Source organism: Mesorhizobium sp. B1-1-7 (genome assembly GCF_006442705.1).
GTDB lineage: Bacteria > Pseudomonadota > Alphaproteobacteria > Rhizobiales > Rhizobiaceae > Mesorhizobium > Mesorhizobium opportunistum.
Genome location: NZ_VFWQ01000009.1, coordinates 143160 through 159707 on the forward strand (window position 1 = coordinate 143160; position 16548 = coordinate 159707).

The 16548-nt window shown below is 63.1% G+C and carries 17 protein-coding genes, 1 tRNA gene and 3 pseudogenes; 13 read left to right on the plus strand and 8 right to left on the minus strand.

Annotated features, from left to right (window positions below; translation table 11 throughout):
- Positions 1-3: 3 nt before the first annotated feature.
- From kduI to FJ978_RS17020, 3 genes are read left to right on the plus strand one after another with little or no spacing between them, the layout of a single operon-like run.
- Positions 4-855 (plus strand): 5-dehydro-4-deoxy-D-glucuronate isomerase, encoded by an 852-nt coding sequence (kduI, locus tag FJ978_RS17010; protein ID WP_013892440.1) that lies wholly within the window; start codon positions 4-6, stop codon positions 853-855.
- Positions 852-1616: a 2-dehydro-3-deoxy-D-gluconate 5-dehydrogenase KduD gene (gene kduD / locus FJ978_RS17015; RefSeq protein WP_013892441.1), complete on the plus strand. Its 765-nt coding sequence runs from the start codon at positions 852-854 to the stop codon at positions 1614-1616. Before kduI ends, kduD begins: the two co-directional genes overlap by 4 nt.
- Positions 1617-1630: 14 nt before the next feature.
- Entirely contained in the window at positions 1631-1966 is a 336-nt protein-coding gene (locus FJ978_RS17020; RefSeq protein WP_013892442.1) for a cupin domain-containing protein, read from the plus strand.
- Between the two features lie 127 nt (positions 1967-2093).
- On the opposite strand, the gene FJ978_RS17025 is transcribed toward FJ978_RS17020, so the two are convergent.
- Positions 2094-2681 (minus strand): cupin domain-containing protein, encoded by a 588-nt coding sequence (locus FJ978_RS17025; protein ID WP_245265057.1) that lies wholly within the window; start codon positions 2679-2681, stop codon positions 2094-2096.
- Between FJ978_RS17025 and FJ978_RS17030 the strand changes: the two genes are divergently transcribed.
- Positions 2669-3703 carry an AraC family transcriptional regulator gene (locus FJ978_RS17030; RefSeq protein WP_013892444.1) on the plus strand — a complete coding sequence of 345 codons (1035 nt, stop codon included), beginning with the start codon at positions 2669-2671 and terminating at the stop codon, positions 3701-3703. The genes FJ978_RS17025 and FJ978_RS17030 overlap by 13 nt on opposite strands.
- Positions 3697-3837, plus strand: a pseudogene (locus tag FJ978_RS33235) (cupin); the annotation flags it as partial. The gene FJ978_RS17030 and the pseudogene FJ978_RS33235, both read left to right, overlap by 7 nt.
- 138 nt (positions 3838-3975) lie before the next feature.
- Here FJ978_RS33235 and FJ978_RS17040 read toward each other — a convergent pair.
- From FJ978_RS17040 to FJ978_RS32975, 3 genes are all read right to left on the minus strand, one after another.
- Positions 3976-5397 (minus strand): coniferyl aldehyde dehydrogenase, encoded by a 1422-nt coding sequence (locus FJ978_RS17040; protein ID WP_140573026.1) that lies wholly within the window; start codon positions 5395-5397, stop codon positions 3976-3978.
- A gap of 170 nt (positions 5398-5567) precedes the next feature.
- A complete protein-coding gene (locus tag FJ978_RS17045; RefSeq protein WP_246678156.1) occupies positions 5568-6164 on the minus strand; it encodes a LysR family substrate-binding domain-containing protein in 597 nt (198 codons plus the stop codon).
- A 5-nt stretch (positions 6165-6169) separates the two neighbouring features.
- Positions 6170-6469, minus strand: coding sequence for a LysR family transcriptional regulator (locus FJ978_RS32975; RefSeq protein ID WP_210241445.1), 300 nt, complete (start codon positions 6467-6469; stop codon positions 6170-6172).
- Positions 6470-6561: 92 nt separating this feature from the next.
- Here FJ978_RS32975 and FJ978_RS17050 point away from each other — a divergent pair, with 92 nt between their 5' ends.
- Both FJ978_RS17050 and recQ read left to right on the plus strand, forming a co-directional pair.
- A complete protein-coding gene (locus tag FJ978_RS17050; protein WP_246678157.1) occupies positions 6562-7092 on the plus strand; it encodes an SDR family oxidoreductase in 531 nt (176 codons plus the stop codon).
- Between the two features lie 192 nt (positions 7093-7284).
- The gene (gene recQ / locus FJ978_RS17055) at positions 7285-9120 is read left to right on the plus strand and encodes a DNA helicase RecQ (RefSeq protein ID WP_140573027.1); all 1836 of its coding nucleotides are present in this window, start codon (positions 7285-7287) and stop codon (positions 9118-9120) included.
- Positions 9121-9150: 30 nt separating this feature from the next.
- Here the strand turns inward: recQ and FJ978_RS17060 are convergent.
- A pseudogene (locus tag FJ978_RS17060) lies at positions 9151-9411 on the minus strand (SDR family oxidoreductase); the annotation flags it as partial.
- Between the two features lie 147 nt (positions 9412-9558).
- Here FJ978_RS17060 and FJ978_RS17065 point away from each other — a divergent pair.
- The gene (locus FJ978_RS17065; protein ID WP_246678158.1) at positions 9559-10218 is read left to right on the plus strand and encodes a LysE family translocator; all 660 of its coding nucleotides are present in this window, start codon (positions 9559-9561) and stop codon (positions 10216-10218) included.
- An 88-nt stretch (positions 10219-10306) separates the two neighbouring features.
- Here FJ978_RS17065 and FJ978_RS17070 read toward each other — a convergent pair.
- A pseudogene (locus FJ978_RS17070) lies at positions 10307-11195 on the minus strand (LysR family transcriptional regulator).
- A 153-nt stretch (positions 11196-11348) separates the two neighbouring features.
- Between FJ978_RS17070 and FJ978_RS17075 the strand changes: the two are divergent.
- A complete protein-coding gene (locus tag FJ978_RS17075; protein WP_140573028.1) occupies positions 11349-11993 on the plus strand; it encodes a hydrolase in 645 nt (214 codons plus the stop codon).
- A 160-nt stretch (positions 11994-12153) separates the two neighbouring features.
- Here the strand turns inward: FJ978_RS17075 and FJ978_RS17080 are convergent.
- Positions 12154-12243: transfer RNA gene (locus FJ978_RS17080), tRNA-Ser, on the minus strand.
- A gap of 335 nt (positions 12244-12578) precedes the next feature.
- Here FJ978_RS17080 and FJ978_RS17085 point away from each other — a divergent pair.
- The 3 genes from FJ978_RS17085 to FJ978_RS17095 all read left to right on the plus strand — a co-directional run bounded on the left by FJ978_RS17085 (position 12579) and on the right by FJ978_RS17095 (position 14340).
- Positions 12579-13265, plus strand: a complete 687-nt coding sequence (locus FJ978_RS17085; protein WP_023777598.1) for a 50S ribosomal protein L21 — start codon at positions 12579-12581, stop codon at positions 13263-13265.
- A gap of 98 nt (positions 13266-13363) precedes the next feature.
- Positions 13364-13633: a 50S ribosomal protein L27 gene (gene rpmA / locus FJ978_RS17090; RefSeq protein ID WP_013892455.1), complete on the plus strand. Its 270-nt coding sequence runs from the start codon at positions 13364-13366 to the stop codon at positions 13631-13633.
- Positions 13634-13752: 119 nt separating this feature from the next.
- Positions 13753-14340, plus strand: a complete 588-nt coding sequence (locus FJ978_RS17095; RefSeq protein WP_013892456.1) for a GNAT family protein — start codon at positions 13753-13755, stop codon at positions 14338-14340.
- 181 nt (positions 14341-14521) lie between these two features.
- Here FJ978_RS17095 and FJ978_RS17100 read toward each other — a convergent pair whose 3' ends face one another.
- Positions 14522-15385 carry an endonuclease/exonuclease/phosphatase family protein gene (locus FJ978_RS17100; protein ID WP_140573029.1) on the minus strand — a complete coding sequence of 288 codons (864 nt, stop codon included), beginning with the start codon at positions 15383-15385 and terminating at the stop codon, positions 14522-14524.
- A gap of 128 nt (positions 15386-15513) precedes the next feature.
- Here FJ978_RS17100 and obgE point away from each other — a divergent pair, with 128 nt between their 5' ends.
- Entirely contained in the window at positions 15514-16545 is a 1032-nt protein-coding gene (gene obgE / locus FJ978_RS17105) for a GTPase ObgE (protein ID WP_140573030.1), read from the plus strand.
- Positions 16546-16548 lie beyond the last annotated feature (3 nt).

The following is a 16548-nucleotide window of genomic DNA, read 5'->3' on the forward strand; positions in this document are numbered from 1 at the left end:
ATCATGAGCCAGAGCCATACCGACTTCACCTCGCGTTTCGCCATCGATCCGGCCGCCGCCGCGACGATGGGAACCGATGAATTGCGGCACAATTTCCATATTGAAGACCTGTTTCGACCCGGCCGCGTCAGCCTGACCTACACCCATTACGACCGCATGATCGTCGGCGGCGCCGTGCCGGTCGGAGCGCCGCTGCCGTTGGAAACGATCAAGCCGACTGGGACCAAGAATTTCCTCGACCGCCGCGAGCTGATCGTCGTCAACATCGGCGGCGCCGGCAGCGTGAAAGCAGGCGGCCAATCCTTCGAATTGCAGACGCGCGACATGCTTTATCTCGGCATGGGCAGTAGCGACGTGTCGTTCGCCTCCGCCGAAAAAGACACGCCGGCGAAATTCTATCTGCTCAGCGCGCCGGCCCACCAGGCCCATCCCAGCCGGCTGATCCGCCTCGGCGACGCCAAGCGGCTCGATCTCGGCAGCAAGGAGGCCTGCAACGAACGCTCGATTTTCCAGTTCATTCATGCCGACGGAACAAAGACTTGCCAGCTCGTCGTCGGCATGACGCAGCTTGCGCCGGGCTCGATCTGGAACACCATGCCGTGCCATGTGCACGACCGGCGCATGGAGGCCTATCTCTATTTCGACCTGCCGGAGACGGCGCGGGTCTTCCACTTCATGGGCGAGCCGGACGAGACACGCCACATCGTCATGCGCAACGAGGAGGCGGTGCTGTCGCCGGGCTGGTCGATCCACTCGGGCGCCGGCACCTCGAACTACGCCTTCATCTGGGCGATGGCCGGCGACAATGTCGACTATACCGATGTCGACCCGGTGGCGATGGACGATTTGCGGTGAGCGATCTTTCCGCCTTCAGCCTGGCCGGCAAGCGCATCCTGGTCACCGGCGCCAACACAGGCATCGGTCAGGGCATCGCCATTTCGATTGCCCGTGCCGGCGGTGCGGTGGTCGGCGTCGGCCGCTCGTCGATGGATGATACGGCAGGCAGGATCGCCGCCCTGGGCGGACAATTCGAGGCGGTGAAGGCGGATCTTGCCGACACTGCGGATGCCGGCCCGATGCTGGATCGGGTCTGGGAAGAAAACGGGCCGCTCGACGGGCTGGTCAACAATGCCGGCATCATCCGGCGCGCCGATGCCGTCGATCTCAGCGAGAGCGATTGGGACGACGTCATGGACGTCAATTTGAAGACCACCTTCCTGCTTTGCCAGTCCTTCGCCCGGCGCGTCCTTGCCGGCGGACGCCGGGGCAGGATCGTCAACATCGCCTCGGTGCTGAGTTTCCAGGGCGGCATCCGTGTTGCGTCCTACACCGCCTCGAAACATGGCGTGCTCGGCATCACCCGGCTGCTTGCCTGCGAGTGGGCATCGAAGGGCATCAACGTCAACGCCATCGCGCCAGGCTATATCGAGACCAACAACACGCAAGCACTGCGTGCCGATCCCGACCGCAGTGCCGCCATACTGGGTCGCATCCCGGCTGGCCGCTGGGGCGAACCGGGAGACATTGGCGACGCCGCCGTCTTCCTGCTGGCACCGGCATCGAACTACATGCATGGCGCGGTGGTGCCGGTGGATGGCGGCTGGCTGGCGCGATAGCCAAGGAGACAACGATGACCAAGAAGATTTTCGCCCATGCCGGCGAGGGCGTCTGGACGCCGACGCCGGATGGCAACAGGCGGCGCGTTCTGCTCCATACCGACGAGCTGATGCTGGTCGAGTTCGGCTTCGACAAAGGCGGCATCGGCGCCCTGCATTCGCACCCGCATGTCCAGGCAAGCTATGTCGCCGAAGGTCGCTTCGAGGTGACGATCGATGGCCGTACCGAGATCGTCGAGACTGGCGGCAGCTTCATCGTGCCATCCGGTCTGGTGCACGGCGTCAAGGCACTGGAAGCAGGGCGGCTGGTCGACAGCTTCACGCCCCACAGGGCCGATTTCCTCGCCTGATCGAGCGGAAATCAATACGTGCCAAAGGCGCCCGCGCCGCTTTGCTCCAGCACATCTCGCAAAGGAAAAGTCCGCACCCCTCCGGAGAGGCGCGGGCCCGCCATCGATGGAGGTGGCCGGTGAATCGTCACTTCTTACTCGGATCTTCCGCCGGGTTGACGTAGGTGATCTCGAAGGGCCCCTCGCCGTGAACCTGGACAATCGTATCGCTCGTCGTCCAAGCGAAGTGGTTCATTCCAGCCGGGGCAACGCCGAAACCGCCAGCCGTCAGTTCGATGCCCTTCGCCTCATCGAGCTTGTCACCCATTCCGATATGAAAATTGCCGGAAATCACCGTCACATATTCCGAGGTAGGGTGGTTGTGCGCGGGAATTTTGTAGCCCGCGGGCATCTTCAGCCGCAGCACATAGATGCCGTCCTTTGACGGATCGCCGGCAACAACCGCGAACTGTGCGCCAGCTGGAAGGACGGCAGGAGCAGGACCCCATTTGATGCCGTCGGCATTCATTGGCATATCATCAGCAAGCAGGGGCGCTGTTCCAGCCAGCAGAAGTGCAAGTATGCAGGCTAATTTCAACATCCTGGTGTCTCCATTGGTTTGCAGAAAAGTCTTTTTTTGCCAAGCGCGCATCGGGTGACGCGGGATTAATCTGTCGAGCTGCAGCGTTCTGGAGGTGTAGCCGCCAGACTTCAGGTTCAGCAATGACTGCAACATCGGATTTACATACAGGGACGCCGGACCATGGACCGGATCTGCTGTCGGAAATGCTGAAAGCCGTAAGGCTGACCGGCTCCGTCTTTCTGAACGCCTGCTTCAGCGCGCCGTTCGGCGTCGTGGCCCCGAAATACTATGACCCGGTCAGCCCCATGGCCTGCCTGCGCCACATAAGCATTTTCCATTTCATCGTAGCGGGTAACTGCACTTTCGAGGCCGCAAATGGCGAGCGGCGAGAAGTCACTGCTGGCGATCTGCTGTTCCTGCCATTCGCTGGCCATCACAGGTTTTGGAAGGGTGAGCCGCTGGTGATGGCTGCGGCCGGAGAAATTGTGCAGCCCGGTCGGATCGAAGGAATGTGGACCGTCAACTACGGCGGCGGCGGTGACGAATTGCGCATGATCTGCGGCTTCCTCGAGTCTTCGGAATTCCTGTTCGCGCCGGTGTTCCGCACACTTCCGGCGCTCATCGTAGAGAAGATGTCGGAGAACAAGATAGGCGCCCTGATCGCTTCGACGGTGCGGGAAATCGATTTGCATGTCGCGGCGGCGGCGCCGGGTTCACAGGCGATGCTTGGAAGGCTCATGGAGCTTCTGTTCGTCGAACTGCTGAGGCGCCATGTTGCCCGGCTTCCACCCGGCTCAAAGGGTTGGTTCGCCGCGCTGAACGATCCGATTGTCGGAAGGACGTTGCAGCTTCTCCACGCCGATCCAGCGCGCCATTGGACCGTCGGTCAGATTGCCGACAAGGTTGGCTCATCGCGCACGATCGTTGCGGAGCGGTTCAACGCGCTGCTCGGCCGCCCGCCGATCGAATACCTGACGGGTTGGAGGATTCAACTGGCTGGCGAGCGCCTGCGTTTCGGCCATGAAAGTCTCGCAAGTATCGCTGCCGGCGTAGGGTATCAATCCGAGGCCGCATTCAGTCGCGCCTTCAAACGCGTCACCGGGATCACACCAGGAAAATGGCGAGAACGGACCGGCCGCCGTGCGGGTTTTGCCTTAGAATCCGCTTCGCCTTAGGCCGCTTCGAGGCGATCATCGATGGCAGGACGGAAATCCTCGAGACCGCCAGCGGCATTATCGTTGCGTCCGGTCCAGTGCACGGTGTCAAAACACTGGAAGCGGGCCGGCTTGGCGACGGTTTTCAAAAATGAAAACCCGCGCCCCAAGGAGCGCGGGTTTGTTGCCTGGGCGCTTGTGGCGCCGCGGTACTCAAAACATTCACCGCAGGATTGGAAACCTGCCGAATGATGGTGAATATAAACTTAATGCGCTGAGATCACGGCGTTTGATTAGGTGATCCGCTGAAGCAGGCTGAAAAGCCGTTCGAACGTCTTGCCATAGGGCGGGCGCAGCAGGGCGCCTGCGCTCAGGCGCGACTGCAAGAAGACCGGCTTCTCCTTGCTGAAGGTGCGGAAACCCCATTGCCCGTGATAAGCGCCCATGCCGCTGGCGCCGACGCCGCCGAAGGGCTGGTTCTCCTGCACCAGATGCAGCATGCAGTCGTTGATGGTGACACCGCCGGCGACGGTTTCGTGCAGGATGCGCCGGCGGTTGCCGCTGTCGCGCCCGAACCAGTAGAGCGCCAACGGACGGTCGGCCCGGTTCACATGGTCGATCGCCTCGTCGACGGTGGCGTATTCGACGATCGGCAGCACCGGCCCGAAGATCTCTTCGCGCATCAGCCGCAGGTCCGGGCTGGCATTGCCGACCAGTGTCGGCAGGAGCTTGCGGCTGGTGGTGCCGAGATCTTCGCCGGCCGGGTTGATTTCCGTGACATCGGCGCCGGCATCGCGGGCCTCGGCGATCATGTCGCGCAGGCGCTGGTAGTGCCGATCGCTGATGATGGCGGTGTAGTCGGGGTTGTCGCGCAGGGAGGGGTAGAGCCGCGCGATCGCCGTTGCGAGCCTGGCGGCGACAGTGCCTGCCTGTCCCTTGGGCACCAGCAGATAGTCCGGTGCGATGCAGGTCTGTCCGGCATTCAAAAGCTTGCCATAGGCGATGCTGGCTGTCGCCGCGTCGAGATCGCAGGACGGATCGAAGATCGCCGGCGACTTGCCGCCGAGTTCGAGCGTGACCGGGGTCAGATTGGTGGCCGCCGCGATCGCGACCTGGCGGCCGACCGCGGTCGAGCCGGTGAACAGCAGATGATCGAACGGCATCGACACGAAGGCCCTGCCCATCTCGGCATCGCCGGTGATGACGCTGAGCTCATCGGGGGCGAAATGCTCGCCGGCGAGTTTGGCGAGCAGCTCCGAGAAAGCGGGTGTCAGTTCCGACGGCTTGACGAGCACGCGGTTGCCGGCGGCAAGGGCTGCCGTGACCGGGGCGACGGCGAGCTGGAAGGGGTAATTCCAGGGCGAGACGATGCCGACGACACCGAGCGGCTGCGGTACGAGGCGGTTCTTGCCTGGCAGGAACGGCAAGGCGGTGGCGACACGGCGCTCCCGCATCCAGCCTTTCAGGTGGGACAGGGCGTGGCGGATACCGGCACGCACGACAAACAGTTCGGCAAGGCGCGTCTCATGCGTCGAGCGGCCGCCAAAGTCGGTGTCGATCGCCGCGCAGATGTCGGCTTCATGCCGCTCGGTCAGCGCCAGCAGGCGGTTCAGGCGGTCCTTGCGGACGTCGATGTCGGGAAAAGGCTGCTTCTCGAAGGCCCCGCGCTGGAGATGGAACCGCTCGCCGAGGATGTCCTGTCTCACCTGCAGCATCGTGCCCTCCCTGGCTCGCCTGACGAAGCTTACATCCTAGCGCGTGAAGGAATCCAGCGGGGTGCAGGTGTCGCAGGGGAAGGCGCGCCCTCTGCCGGCGCGTCTCGAAGTGGGCAGGCTGCGACGGATGCGCTGATGCTTTCGGCCGACCAGGAATGTGACCGACGGATTTATCGCAAAGATACTACCCGAAGCACCGTTTGGATAAATGCCTCCAGCGCAGGAAGATTGTTGCCCCTGCGCCGTGCCAGGGCGACTTCGTAGGCAATAGGCGAGCCGTGGCCGACCAAGTCCCGAAACACCACGCCCTCGCGGCCTGTCTCGGCAAACAGGCTCGGCACAAGCGCGACCCCAAGCCCGGCCGCCACCAGACCGACAATGGTTTCCATTTGAACCGCACGCTGGACAATCCGTGGCGTGAAACCGGCTTGAGCGCAAGCCCGCAGGATTGTCGAATGAAGGCCAGGGCCTTCCGCGGCTGGAAAGAGAACCCAGCCTTCGTCAGCGAGCGCGGCCAAGGTGAGCGGAGTGTGCTGTGCATTGGCCAGAGGGTGGCGGGCTGGAATGGCCGCGACCAGCCGGCTCCTGACTATCGTCTGCGTCAAGATACGTGGCTCGGCCCCGGATGGGAGTGGAAGAGCAACGATCCCGAGATCCATGCGGTCTTCCAGAAGTGCCGCGATCTGCCGAGCCGAAGGGGCTTCCTCGAGTTCCAGCACAACTCCCGGCTGACTTTCCCGGAATTCGGCAATCAGGGTCGGCAGCAATTGCCTCACAGCGCTAGCGACAAAACCGATGCGCAGCGAACCAATCTCCCAGTGCCAGCACGTCGCGTGAGCGCCACGGCGCGTTCGGCCTGGTCGATCGTTCTTTGCGCCTCGTCGCGCAGCACTTCTCCTGCCGCCGTCAGACTGTTGATCCGGTTGGTGCGCTCGAACAGGCGAACGCCCAGTTCCGCCTCCATTTGCCGGATCGTGGCGGTGAGCGGCGGCTGAGCCATGTTCAGATGCTCAGCCGCTCGCCGGAAACTCATGGTTTCGGCGACGGCGAGGAATTGCTGGAATTGGCGCAAGCTCAGCATGCGATATCTTTATCATATCGTCGAGGCACATAAATAGTATTCGACATATCGCACTCCCACGACGTCGTGAGGTTCAGGAGGCGTTGACCCAGCTGAACAAGGTGGACGTCCTCGTAAACGCCGCCGGCTTCACGCGAAGCGTCAGCCTCTCGACTCCGATCGAGGAGGCTGAGGCCGATTGGGATGCCCTCGTTGACGCCAATCTGAAAGGTAGTTTTCTGATGGCGCACGTCGCGGCACCATTGCTTGCAAGTCCGGGAGGCCGCGTCATCAACATCGGTTCGATAGGTGCGCAGACCGGCGGCAGCCGGCCAGGCAGCTTGGCCTATGCGGCCGCGAAATCCGGCCTGCATGGCCTGACCTATGCGCTGGCCCGCGAATTGGCTCCGCGCGCCATCACGGCAAACGCCGTCGCGCCGGGGTTCATCGCTGATACCGGATTCACCGGAGGCTGGCCGCAAGATCGCATCGCCGCGATCGTCGCCGAGACGCCAATGGCGCGGCCAGGGACACCGGCCGATATCGCCGGCGCGGTGCTCTGGTTGGCATCGGAGGCCGGCTCATTCGTCACCGGTGCGGTTATACCGGTCAATGGCGGGTGGCGAATAGGTTGAGCCGACGGCGGCATGTCGGCCGGGGCCGCTGCGCAGCCCGGATTCGAACCAACGAAAGGCGAAGAGCAACCTGTTCCGGTTGTGCTCCGAGGATAGCTGCGCTACTCCAAAGTGGAACTCGGAGAGTCTCTTGACCGGTTTTTACATCCTCTCCAATCCCCGAAAAATCGCTCGCCGCCCGGTGTCAGCCTGATGCCGGCACAGGCAGCGAGCATGCGGGCGGAGGATCCCAAGCGGCGCGTCCTGAAGGACGTGTTCGGCTTCGACGATTTCCGACCCGGCCAGGCCGATGTCATGGACGCGCTGCTCGGCGGGCGCCATGTGCTGGCCGTGATGCCGACGGGGGCGGGCAAGTCGCTCTGCTACCAGGTGCCGGCGCTGGTCCTGGGCGGGCTCACCATCGTCGTTTCGCCGCTGGTGGCGCTGATGCAGGATCAGGTCGCCGCCTTGCGGCTGGCAGGCGTCGCCGCCGACACGATCAATTCCTCGCTCGACCGCGAGGCCAATGTCGCGGCCTGGCGCCGCGTGGCTTCTGGCCAGACGCGGCTGCTTTACCTGGCGCCGGAGCGGCTGATGACCGAGCGCATGCTCGAGGCGCTCGCCAGGCTCGACGTCAGCCTGATCGCGATCGACGAGGCGCATTGCATTTCGCAATGGGGCCCGGCGTTCCGGCGCGAATATGAGGATTTGTCGCGGCTGCGCGGCATTTTTGCGAAAGTGCCGATCATCGCCGTGACGGCGACTGCGGATGAGAGTACGCGCACCGACATCGCCGTCCGGCTGTTCGCCGAGCGTGTCGAAACGCTGGTACTGGGTTTCGACCGGCCCAACATCAAGCTCGCCATCGCGGCCAAGCAGGACAGCAAGCGCCAGCTGCTCAACTTCATCGAGCGGCATCCCGGCCGCAGCGGCATCGTCTATTGCCTATCGCGCAAGAAGACGGAGGAGATGGCGGCTTTCCTGGAGAAGAACGGCGTCACCGCGCTCGCCTATCATGCCGGCATGAGCAAGGACGCGCGTGAAGCGAACCAAAACGCGTTCATGACGCTCTCGGGTGTCGTCATGGTGGCGACCATCGCCTTCGGCATGGGCATCGACAAGCCCGATGTCGCCTATGTCTTCCACACCGATATGCCGGGCAGCCTCGAAGCCTATTATCAGGAGATCGGTCGCGCCGGTCGCGACGGGCGGGAGGCCGAGGCGCATATGCTGTTCGGCCTTGGCGACATCCGCATGCGCCGGCTGTTCATCGACGACGAGGATGCGTCGCCCGAGCACAAGAGGCGCTCGCATCGCCGGCTCGACACGCTGATCGGCTATTGCGAGACGGCGCAATGCCGCCGCCAGGTGCTGCTCGGCTATTTCGGCGAGGAAGCCCAGCCTTGCGGCAATTGCGACAATTGCCTCGACCAGGTGCCGCGCGCCGATGGCGCCGCCGAGGCGCGCATCATCCTGGCCGCGGTCGCGCAAAGCGGCGAACGCTTCGGCGCCGCCCATGTCATCGACATCCTGACCGGACATGAAACCGAGAAGGTGCTGGCCAGGGGCCATGAAAGGCTCGCCAGCTTCGGTAGCGGCGTGGCGCACAAGAAGGATTTCTGGATGTCGCTGATCCGCCAGCTTGTCGCGGGCGGTTTCCTGGAACCGGACCCGAGCGGCCATGGCGGCCTCGCCATTGCCGAGAAGGGTCATGCGCTCGGCCGGGGCGAGGTGGCGTTCCACTACCGCGTCGAGGTGCGCGTCCGAGCCTTGCGCAAGATGCGAGCGGCCGAGGCTTCGGGAGCCGAAGGCGTCGATGCTTCGTTGCTTGCCACGCTCAAATCCGTGCGGCTGCGATTGGCGAAAGAGCGCCAGGTGCCGGCCTATGTGGTGTTTTCCGACCGCACGCTGATCGACATGGCCGAACGCTGCCCGCGCGATCTCCACGCCTTCGCCGAAGTGAATGGCGTGGGTGCGGCGAAACTCAAGGAGTTCGGCCAGGCCTTTCTCGCGGCAATCGCGGCGCACCAGTCCGATGGGTCGGCCTGAACGCCCCACCAAATCCTTTGCCGGCAGTCGTCACATCTGTATCGACATGCCGCCATCGACGGTCAGGACATGCCCGTTGACGAAAGACGCGGCGTCGCTGGCGAGGAAAAGTGCGGCACCGGCAATTTCCCGCGGCTGTCCCCAGCGCTGCAGCGGAACCCGCTGGCGGGCGAAGGCAACCAAATCGGGATCTGCCGCCATCGCGGCATTGGTCTCGGTGGCGAACATGCCTGGCGCGATGGCGTTGCTGGTCACGCCGTGCACGAATCCGATGTCCGACGACGCTGTTTTTTCTGATTGCGCCGCTTTTTTCGGCGCGTCGGTCCAAGAAACACGAAATGTGGGAGGAAACCGGGTTGGTTCGGCTGACGCCCAAAGGGCGGCCGGTCTTCGACGCCAGGCAAACGGCGACTATGTGAAATCGGTTACGGAAGACCGGTGCCGGGCACTTTACACAGCCGCATGCAGAACATGCCGCTCGTGACGGTCGCCTTCGTATCAGTGCTCGGCATGGCGGTTCCAGGGCCGGATGTCGTGCTGGCCATCACCAACGGCTCACGCTACGGCGTCAGGAACGCCTTCATCGCCATGGCCGGCGTGGTGCTTTCCGACTTCGTCCTCATCTGCATGGTTGGGCTCGGCTTCGGCGCGCTTCTTCTGGCTTCGGAACTTTATCTCTCGGCGCTCAGGATGGTTGGCGCCGGCTATCTGCTTTTCGTCGCGGTCCGCACGCTCCGCATCTCCACCGCGTCCCGACCTGCCATCGATCCCGCCATTCTCCAAAAGACCCAGTCGATCAAGGCCCTCATTCTGCGTTGCTTCGTGGTGGCGGTCACGAACCCCGAGGCTTGGCTGTTTTTCCCCGCCATCCTGCCACCCTTCGTCGACACCAATGAGCCGATTGCGATGCAATATGCCGTCCTGGCCATCATCATCGCAGTGGCGGATGTCTTGGTGCTGATGCTCTACGCGACCCTTGGCTCACGGGCGGTCAAGCTCCTGGCCGGCCCCAACGCTGTGTGGATCGATCGATCCTATGGTCTTGCCTTGCTCGTTCTTTCGAGCGTTCTCATCCTGCAGGCCTTGGGCCATCTTTGAGGTGGATCCGAGGCGACCCGATGGAATGGCGGGCCGAGAACGACGAAACGGAGAACTATAGCTACTCTATTCCTCTCCATAGCCCTCCCTAGCCGTCGAGACCCCAAAGATCCGGGTTCCGTTTGAAATACTCAGTCAGCATTTCGGTGAGCACCCGCACTTTCCGCGTGGGATGCTGACCCGGCGGGCGGACGACATATGCGGCCCCCGGAGGTACCGGATAGCGCGTCATGATCGGGACCAGCGCGCCCGAGGCGACATAGTCATATGTGATGCAATCGGGGAGCCAGGCGATGCCGAGACCTGCCGCCGCCGCCGCGGCAAGCGCCGTGGCGCTGTCGGCCTTGAACCTGCCCTGCGGCTGAACCGTAACAATCCTGCCGCCATCCATGCCAGCCTTCCGTTCCCTGCATCAGGGCATGATGGGCGATGAGTTCATCCGGGGTCTCAGGTGATCCGTGTAGCTCGATATAATCCGGGCTTGCGACAAGCTTTCCATGGATCGGCCCGACGCGTTTCGCGATCAGGTTGGAGTCCTGAAGATAGGCGCCGCGGATCGCACAATCGAAACCCTCCGCGATGAGATCGACGAAGCGATCGCTGTAGGAGGTATGGATGTGAAGTCTTGGATGCAGGCGCGCCATTTCCGCAAGCACGGGGGCGAAGTGAGTCGCCCCGAAAGTAAGCGGCATTGCGACCCTCAAACGGCCGCGCAGCTCGCCGGTGGGGAGGATCGTTTCCCTGGCGGTGTCGATCTCGGCGCTGGCCCGGGCCGCATGGTCCCTGAACGTGATTCCCGCTTCCGTGAGTGCCGCGCCGCGGGTTGTTCGTGCAAGGAGCTGGACGCCAAGCTCGGCTTCGATCCTGAAGAGCCGCCGGCTGACGATTGACTTGGAGACGCCGAGCCGGCGCGCGGCGGCCGATACGCCCCCTGCATCGGCCACTGCGACGAATGTCTGCAGGTCTTCGATGTCCATCCAGCGTTCCTCATTTCGCGACACAGCTTGCCTGAATGTGACACTACCGCATCACCAAGAGGAACAGCAAATTGCGTCCAGGCAACGTCGCCCGCCGGCGCATGTCTCCCGTGAACCTATTGCCGTCCATGGCGGCAGAGAAAGGAAGTCTTGATGACCCCTCGCAACGGCCTCGATTCGCTTCTTCGTCCTGAAGATTCGGTCCTCGTTCTGATCGATCACCAACCTTATCAGCTCGCAAACCTGAACAGCCACGATCCGCACATGGTGGTGAACAACACGACCGCGCTGGCGAAGCTGGCAAAAGCCTTCAATGTTCCGACCATTCTCACCAGCGTGATCGCGGCGCGCGGTGGACTGCTCTTCAAGCAGGTCACCGACGTATTTCCGGACCAGGAAGTCATCGATCGCACCTGGGTGAACACCTGGCAGGACGAGAATGTGGTGAACGTCGTCAAGGCGACCGGCCGAAAGCAGCTGATCATCGCCGGCCTGTGGACCGAGGTCTGCGTCGCAATGCCTGTGATCCAGGCAGCCGGCGAAGGCTGGGACGTGACCGTGATCACCGACGCGTCGGGCGGGATTTCGAAGGAGTCTCACGAAGTCGCCATCCAGCGAATGATCGCGGCCGGCGCGAACGTGATGACCGTGATGGCGCTCGCTGGCGAATGGCAACGCGATTGGGCGCGCACCGAGCATGTCGAGGAGCTGACCGAGATTCTCATCCAGCACTTCGGCGGCAGCGGCATCGCGTATCTTTGGGAGCAGCAGCTTCTCAACACGCCAGTCGCCGGCTGATCCCGGCCGGCATGGCGGTGAGGGTCGGAATCAATCCGTTTGCCGGCCCTCGCCTCCCAAGGAAGCCTTCTGCCGAAACAAATCCGCTAATGTGCGGCGATTGCGTGTGGTCCACCCGCTCCTAAGCGATTGATTTTCTTAGAAATTTCGTCTGGGCCGGTGGCGGAGAGGGAGGGATTCGAACCCCCGATGGGCTTGCACCCATGCCGCATTTCGAGTGCGGTGCATTCGACCACTCTGCCACCTCTCCGCGGTCATGGTCGGCCGTTGCCGGCGCGGCGCACTAGATAACGGCTGAACGGGCAGGTTACAAGGCCAAATCCGCGGGGAAATTCAGCTTGCCGTCCGGGTCCGGGCGGGATCGAGACCGTCCCGTCCCCGGCAGGCGATGCCGGCCGGTTCGCCAGGGCCGGGGAATCGGGCCGTTTGCCTTGACTCGCGCCGAACCTTCGGTTAGGGACAGCGCGCAATCGGCGTGGAGGGTTCTTCCGCGCCGCTTGTTTTTTGAACCCGCAGACTGACAAAAAGACGGCCGAACCGCCAGAGGCGGTTCATCAAGGCCGACCGAACAGCGAAAGGCAAAAAATGTTCGCAGTCATCAAAACGGGCGGCAAGCAGTATCGCGTCGCCGCCAACGATCTCCTGAAGATCGAAAAAGTCGAAGCCAATGTCGGCGATATCGTCGAGATCGGCCACGTGCTCGCGCATGGCGAGGGCGAAAACGTCACGTTCGGCGCGCCGTTCGTCGATGGCGCTCTGGTCACGGCGGAAGTCGTCGAGCAGGGTAAGAACCGCACGGTCATCGCTTTCAAGAAGCGCCGCCGTCAGAATTCGCGCCGCAAGATCGGCCATCGCCAGCTTCTGACCACCGTGCGGATCTCCGAGATCCTGCTGGGTGGCGCAAAGCCGACGAAGACGGCAGCGGTGAAGGCGCCGAAGAAGGAAGCCAAGGCCGAACTGGCCTCCGAGGCCGAGGCCGCGCCGAAGGAAGCCAAGGCCAAGAAGGAAGCCGCTCCGAAGGACGAGGCGAAGGCCGAGACGGCCGCCGCGCCGCTGTTCAAGGCGCCGAAGGGCGAGCCGGACGATTTGACCGTGATCAAGGGCATCGGCCCGGTCGCCGCCAAGGATCTCGCCGAGCAGGGCATCATCACCTTCGCTCAGCTCGCCAAGCTGACCGAAAAGGACGTCGCCAAGATCGACGAGCACATGCCGTTCAGCGCCGACCAGATCAAGGACTGGCGCGAACAGGCCAAGGAACTGGCGAAGAAGTAATTTTTCTGGCGACTGGGTCGCCGGATCGGACTTGAAACGGAACGCGAACGCGTTCATAAGGCCTTTTAGGCGCCTTGCGGCGCAACGGAGTTAGTTAGATGGCACACAAGAAAGCTGGCGGCTCGTCGCGCAACGGTCGCGACTCGCATTCCAAGCGTCTGGGCGTGAAGAAGTTCGGCGGCGAAGCCGTCATCCCGGGCAACATCATCATTCGTCAACGCGGCACGACCTGGCATCCCGGCGTCAATGTCGGCATGGGCACGGACCATACCCTTTTCGCGCTCGAATCCGGTGCCGTGATGTTCAACAAGAAAGCCAACGGCCGAACCTACGTATCGGTCAATCCGATTACCAAAGCCGCGGAGTAGCCGGTTCCGCACTAGAACACCGGCGCCCATCTCGGGAACCGGTGTCTGGCAAAACCAGGAAAAGGATCAGGGGAGATGGGTTTCCATCTCCCCTTTTTCTTGTGCCTGGAGGACTTTCAATGGTTGCCGAAGCGGAAGACACCGAAGACGAAAGTTACGCGATAGACTGCCCGGTGCTGGTCACCGAGCGGCTGGTGATGCGGGCGCCCTGCGAAAACGATGTCGCGCAACTGGTGGAGCTTGCCGACAACCGCCATGTCGCCGAAATGCTGGCGCGCATGCCGCACCCCTATGGCGAGGCCGAGGCGCGCGCCTTCCTCGCCATGACGAAGTCGCGCCGCGCCGGCATCGTCTATGCGCTGACGCTGGCCGGCACCGACACCTTCGTTGGCTGCGCGGGCTTGAACACCACCGATCGCGGGCTGGAGCTCGGCTACTGGATCGGCGAGCCCTATTGGAAGAAGGGCTATGCGACCGAAGCGGCTCACGCGCTGGTCGATCTCGCCTTCCAGAAGACCTCGATCCAGGTGCTGCATGCCTCGACCCGGGTCATCAATCCGGCCTCGCGCCGGGTGATCCACAAATGCGGTTTCCAGTATGCCGGCCAGGGCATGCTGAATTCGATCGTCGCCGGCCAGGTGCCGGTCGAGCGCTATCGGCTGGATCGCAAGACCTGGATCAGCCTGCGGAACTGGGTGCATTTCTAGATGGGGCGATATTCAGGTGAGGCCGGCCTGCAAACGATGGTTTTCTGCGCTTCCGGTGCTCACGGACTTCATGTCCGCTCCGCTCCGGTTCTCGGAAACCATCGTTTTCGACTCGGCCTGACCTGAATCTCGCCCCATCTCGGCGCGTGCCGCAAACCAAAGGTTTTGAACGAAGCCTAAGTCAGCCCAGTTCGGCCCAGACGGGCAAATGGTCCGAGCCGACCGCCTGGCGGTCGACCCACAGGCGCTTCAGGGATCGAGCAAGCGAGGCGCTGGTGAAGATATAGTCGATGCGCTTGTGGCGGCTGGCATCCTCGGGCCGTTTGGGATCGACCCAGGTGGCGAGATCGGCCACATCGAGGCGCACAGCGGCATCGACGGCAAAGTCGGCGGTCAACGGCATGCCGAATTCATGGTCCGGGCGGCCGGCGAGTTCGACATATTCGGGCGAGCCGGCCAGCATGTTGAAATCGCCCATGCCGACAAAGGCTTCCGGATGCGGCAATTCCGGCAGGCCGATCTCGGCGACGCCGGACAATGCGCCGCCTTCGAGCGCGTAGTTCAAGAGGCGCTGGCGCAGGAACTGGATCTGGCTGGCGCGTTCGACCGGACTGCGGTGATCGAGATGGATGGAATAGAAGCGGATGAAACCGAGCGGCGTCTCGATCAGCGCTTCCAGCGCGCCGCGTTGAAAGTTCATCATCTCGAAGCTGCGGCTGCGCGGCAGAAGCAGGTTGCGCGACAGATGAATGGGCGTCTTCGACAGCACCATGTTGCCAAGCTGGAAGGTCGTGGTGATGGCGCGCCCGTCCTCGATGCGCGAACCGATATTGGCCTCGAAATTGCTGCCATAGACGGCAAAGTAGTCGGGCAGCGCCTCGCCGATCTCGGCGACCATGTCGCGTCCGCCGTTCCTCGGATTGTTGCGGGTAACCTCCTGCAGCGCGATGACGTCGGCGTCGCGCACGGCCTCGGCGATGCGCCCGACATCGTACTGCCCGTCGAGACCGACGCCGTACTGGATGTTGTAGGTTACAAGCTTCATTCCGCCATCTCCGGCCAACCCCATGCGGCCATTGTCACAAAACGGCCTCGCCCTTGGCCGCGCCTTGGTTTAGAGCAAGGCCTAAGGTTTAGAGCAATGCCGCAAGGCCAATAAAGAAACTGCGATCCATGAAATTTCTCGATCAAGCCAAGGTCTATGTCCGCTCCGGTGACGGGGGCGCCGGTTCGGTGTCGTTCCGGCGCGAAAAATTCATCGAGTTCGGCGGGCCGGACGGCGGCGATGGCGGGCGTGGCGGCGATGTCTGGCTGGAAGCGGTCGACGGGCTGAACACGCTGATCGACTATCGTTACCAGCAGCATTTCAAGGCCAAGACCGGTGTCCATGGCATGGGCCGCAACATGACGGGGGCCAAGGGCGCCGACGTCACGCTCAAGGTGCCGGCCGGAACGCAGGTGTTCGAGGAGGACAACGAGACGCTGATCTGCGACCTGACCGTCGTCGGCCAGCGCTTCTTGCTCGCCAAGGGCGGCAATGGCGGCTTCGGCAACCAGCATTTCAAGACCTCGACCAACCAGGCACCGCGCCGCGCCAATCCCGGCCTGCCGGGCGAAGAGCTCAACATCTGGCTGCGGCTGAAGCTGATCGCCGATGCCGGCCTTGTCGGGCTGCCCAATGCCGGCAAGTCGACATTTCTGGCCGCCGTCACCGCGGCCAAGCCGAAGATCGCCGACTATCCGTTCACGACGCTGCATCCCGGCCTCGGCGTCGCCCGCATCGACGCGCGCGAATTCGTCATCGCCGATATTCCCGGTCTCATCGAAGGCGCGCATGAAGGCGTCGGCATCGGCGACCGCTTCCTCGGCCATGTCGAGCGCACGCGCGTGCTGCTGCACCTGGTCTCGGCGCAGGAAGAAAATCCGGGCAAAGCCTACAAGACCGTGCGCGCCGAGCTCGATGCCTATGGCCATGGCCTGATCGAGAAGGCCGAGATCCTGGCCCTTTCGCAGGTCGATACGCTCGATGCCGAGCAGCGCAAGAAGAAGGTCGCTTCGCTGAAGCGCGCCGCCGGCCGTGCACCGATGCTTCTGTCCGCCGTCACCAGCGAAGGTGTCGAGGCGGTGCAGCGCGCCCTGATGACGGTGATTGCCGAGGCTCGCGCGCAAGCTCTTCCCGTGGTCGAGACGCGCTGGGAAAAGTAAGGC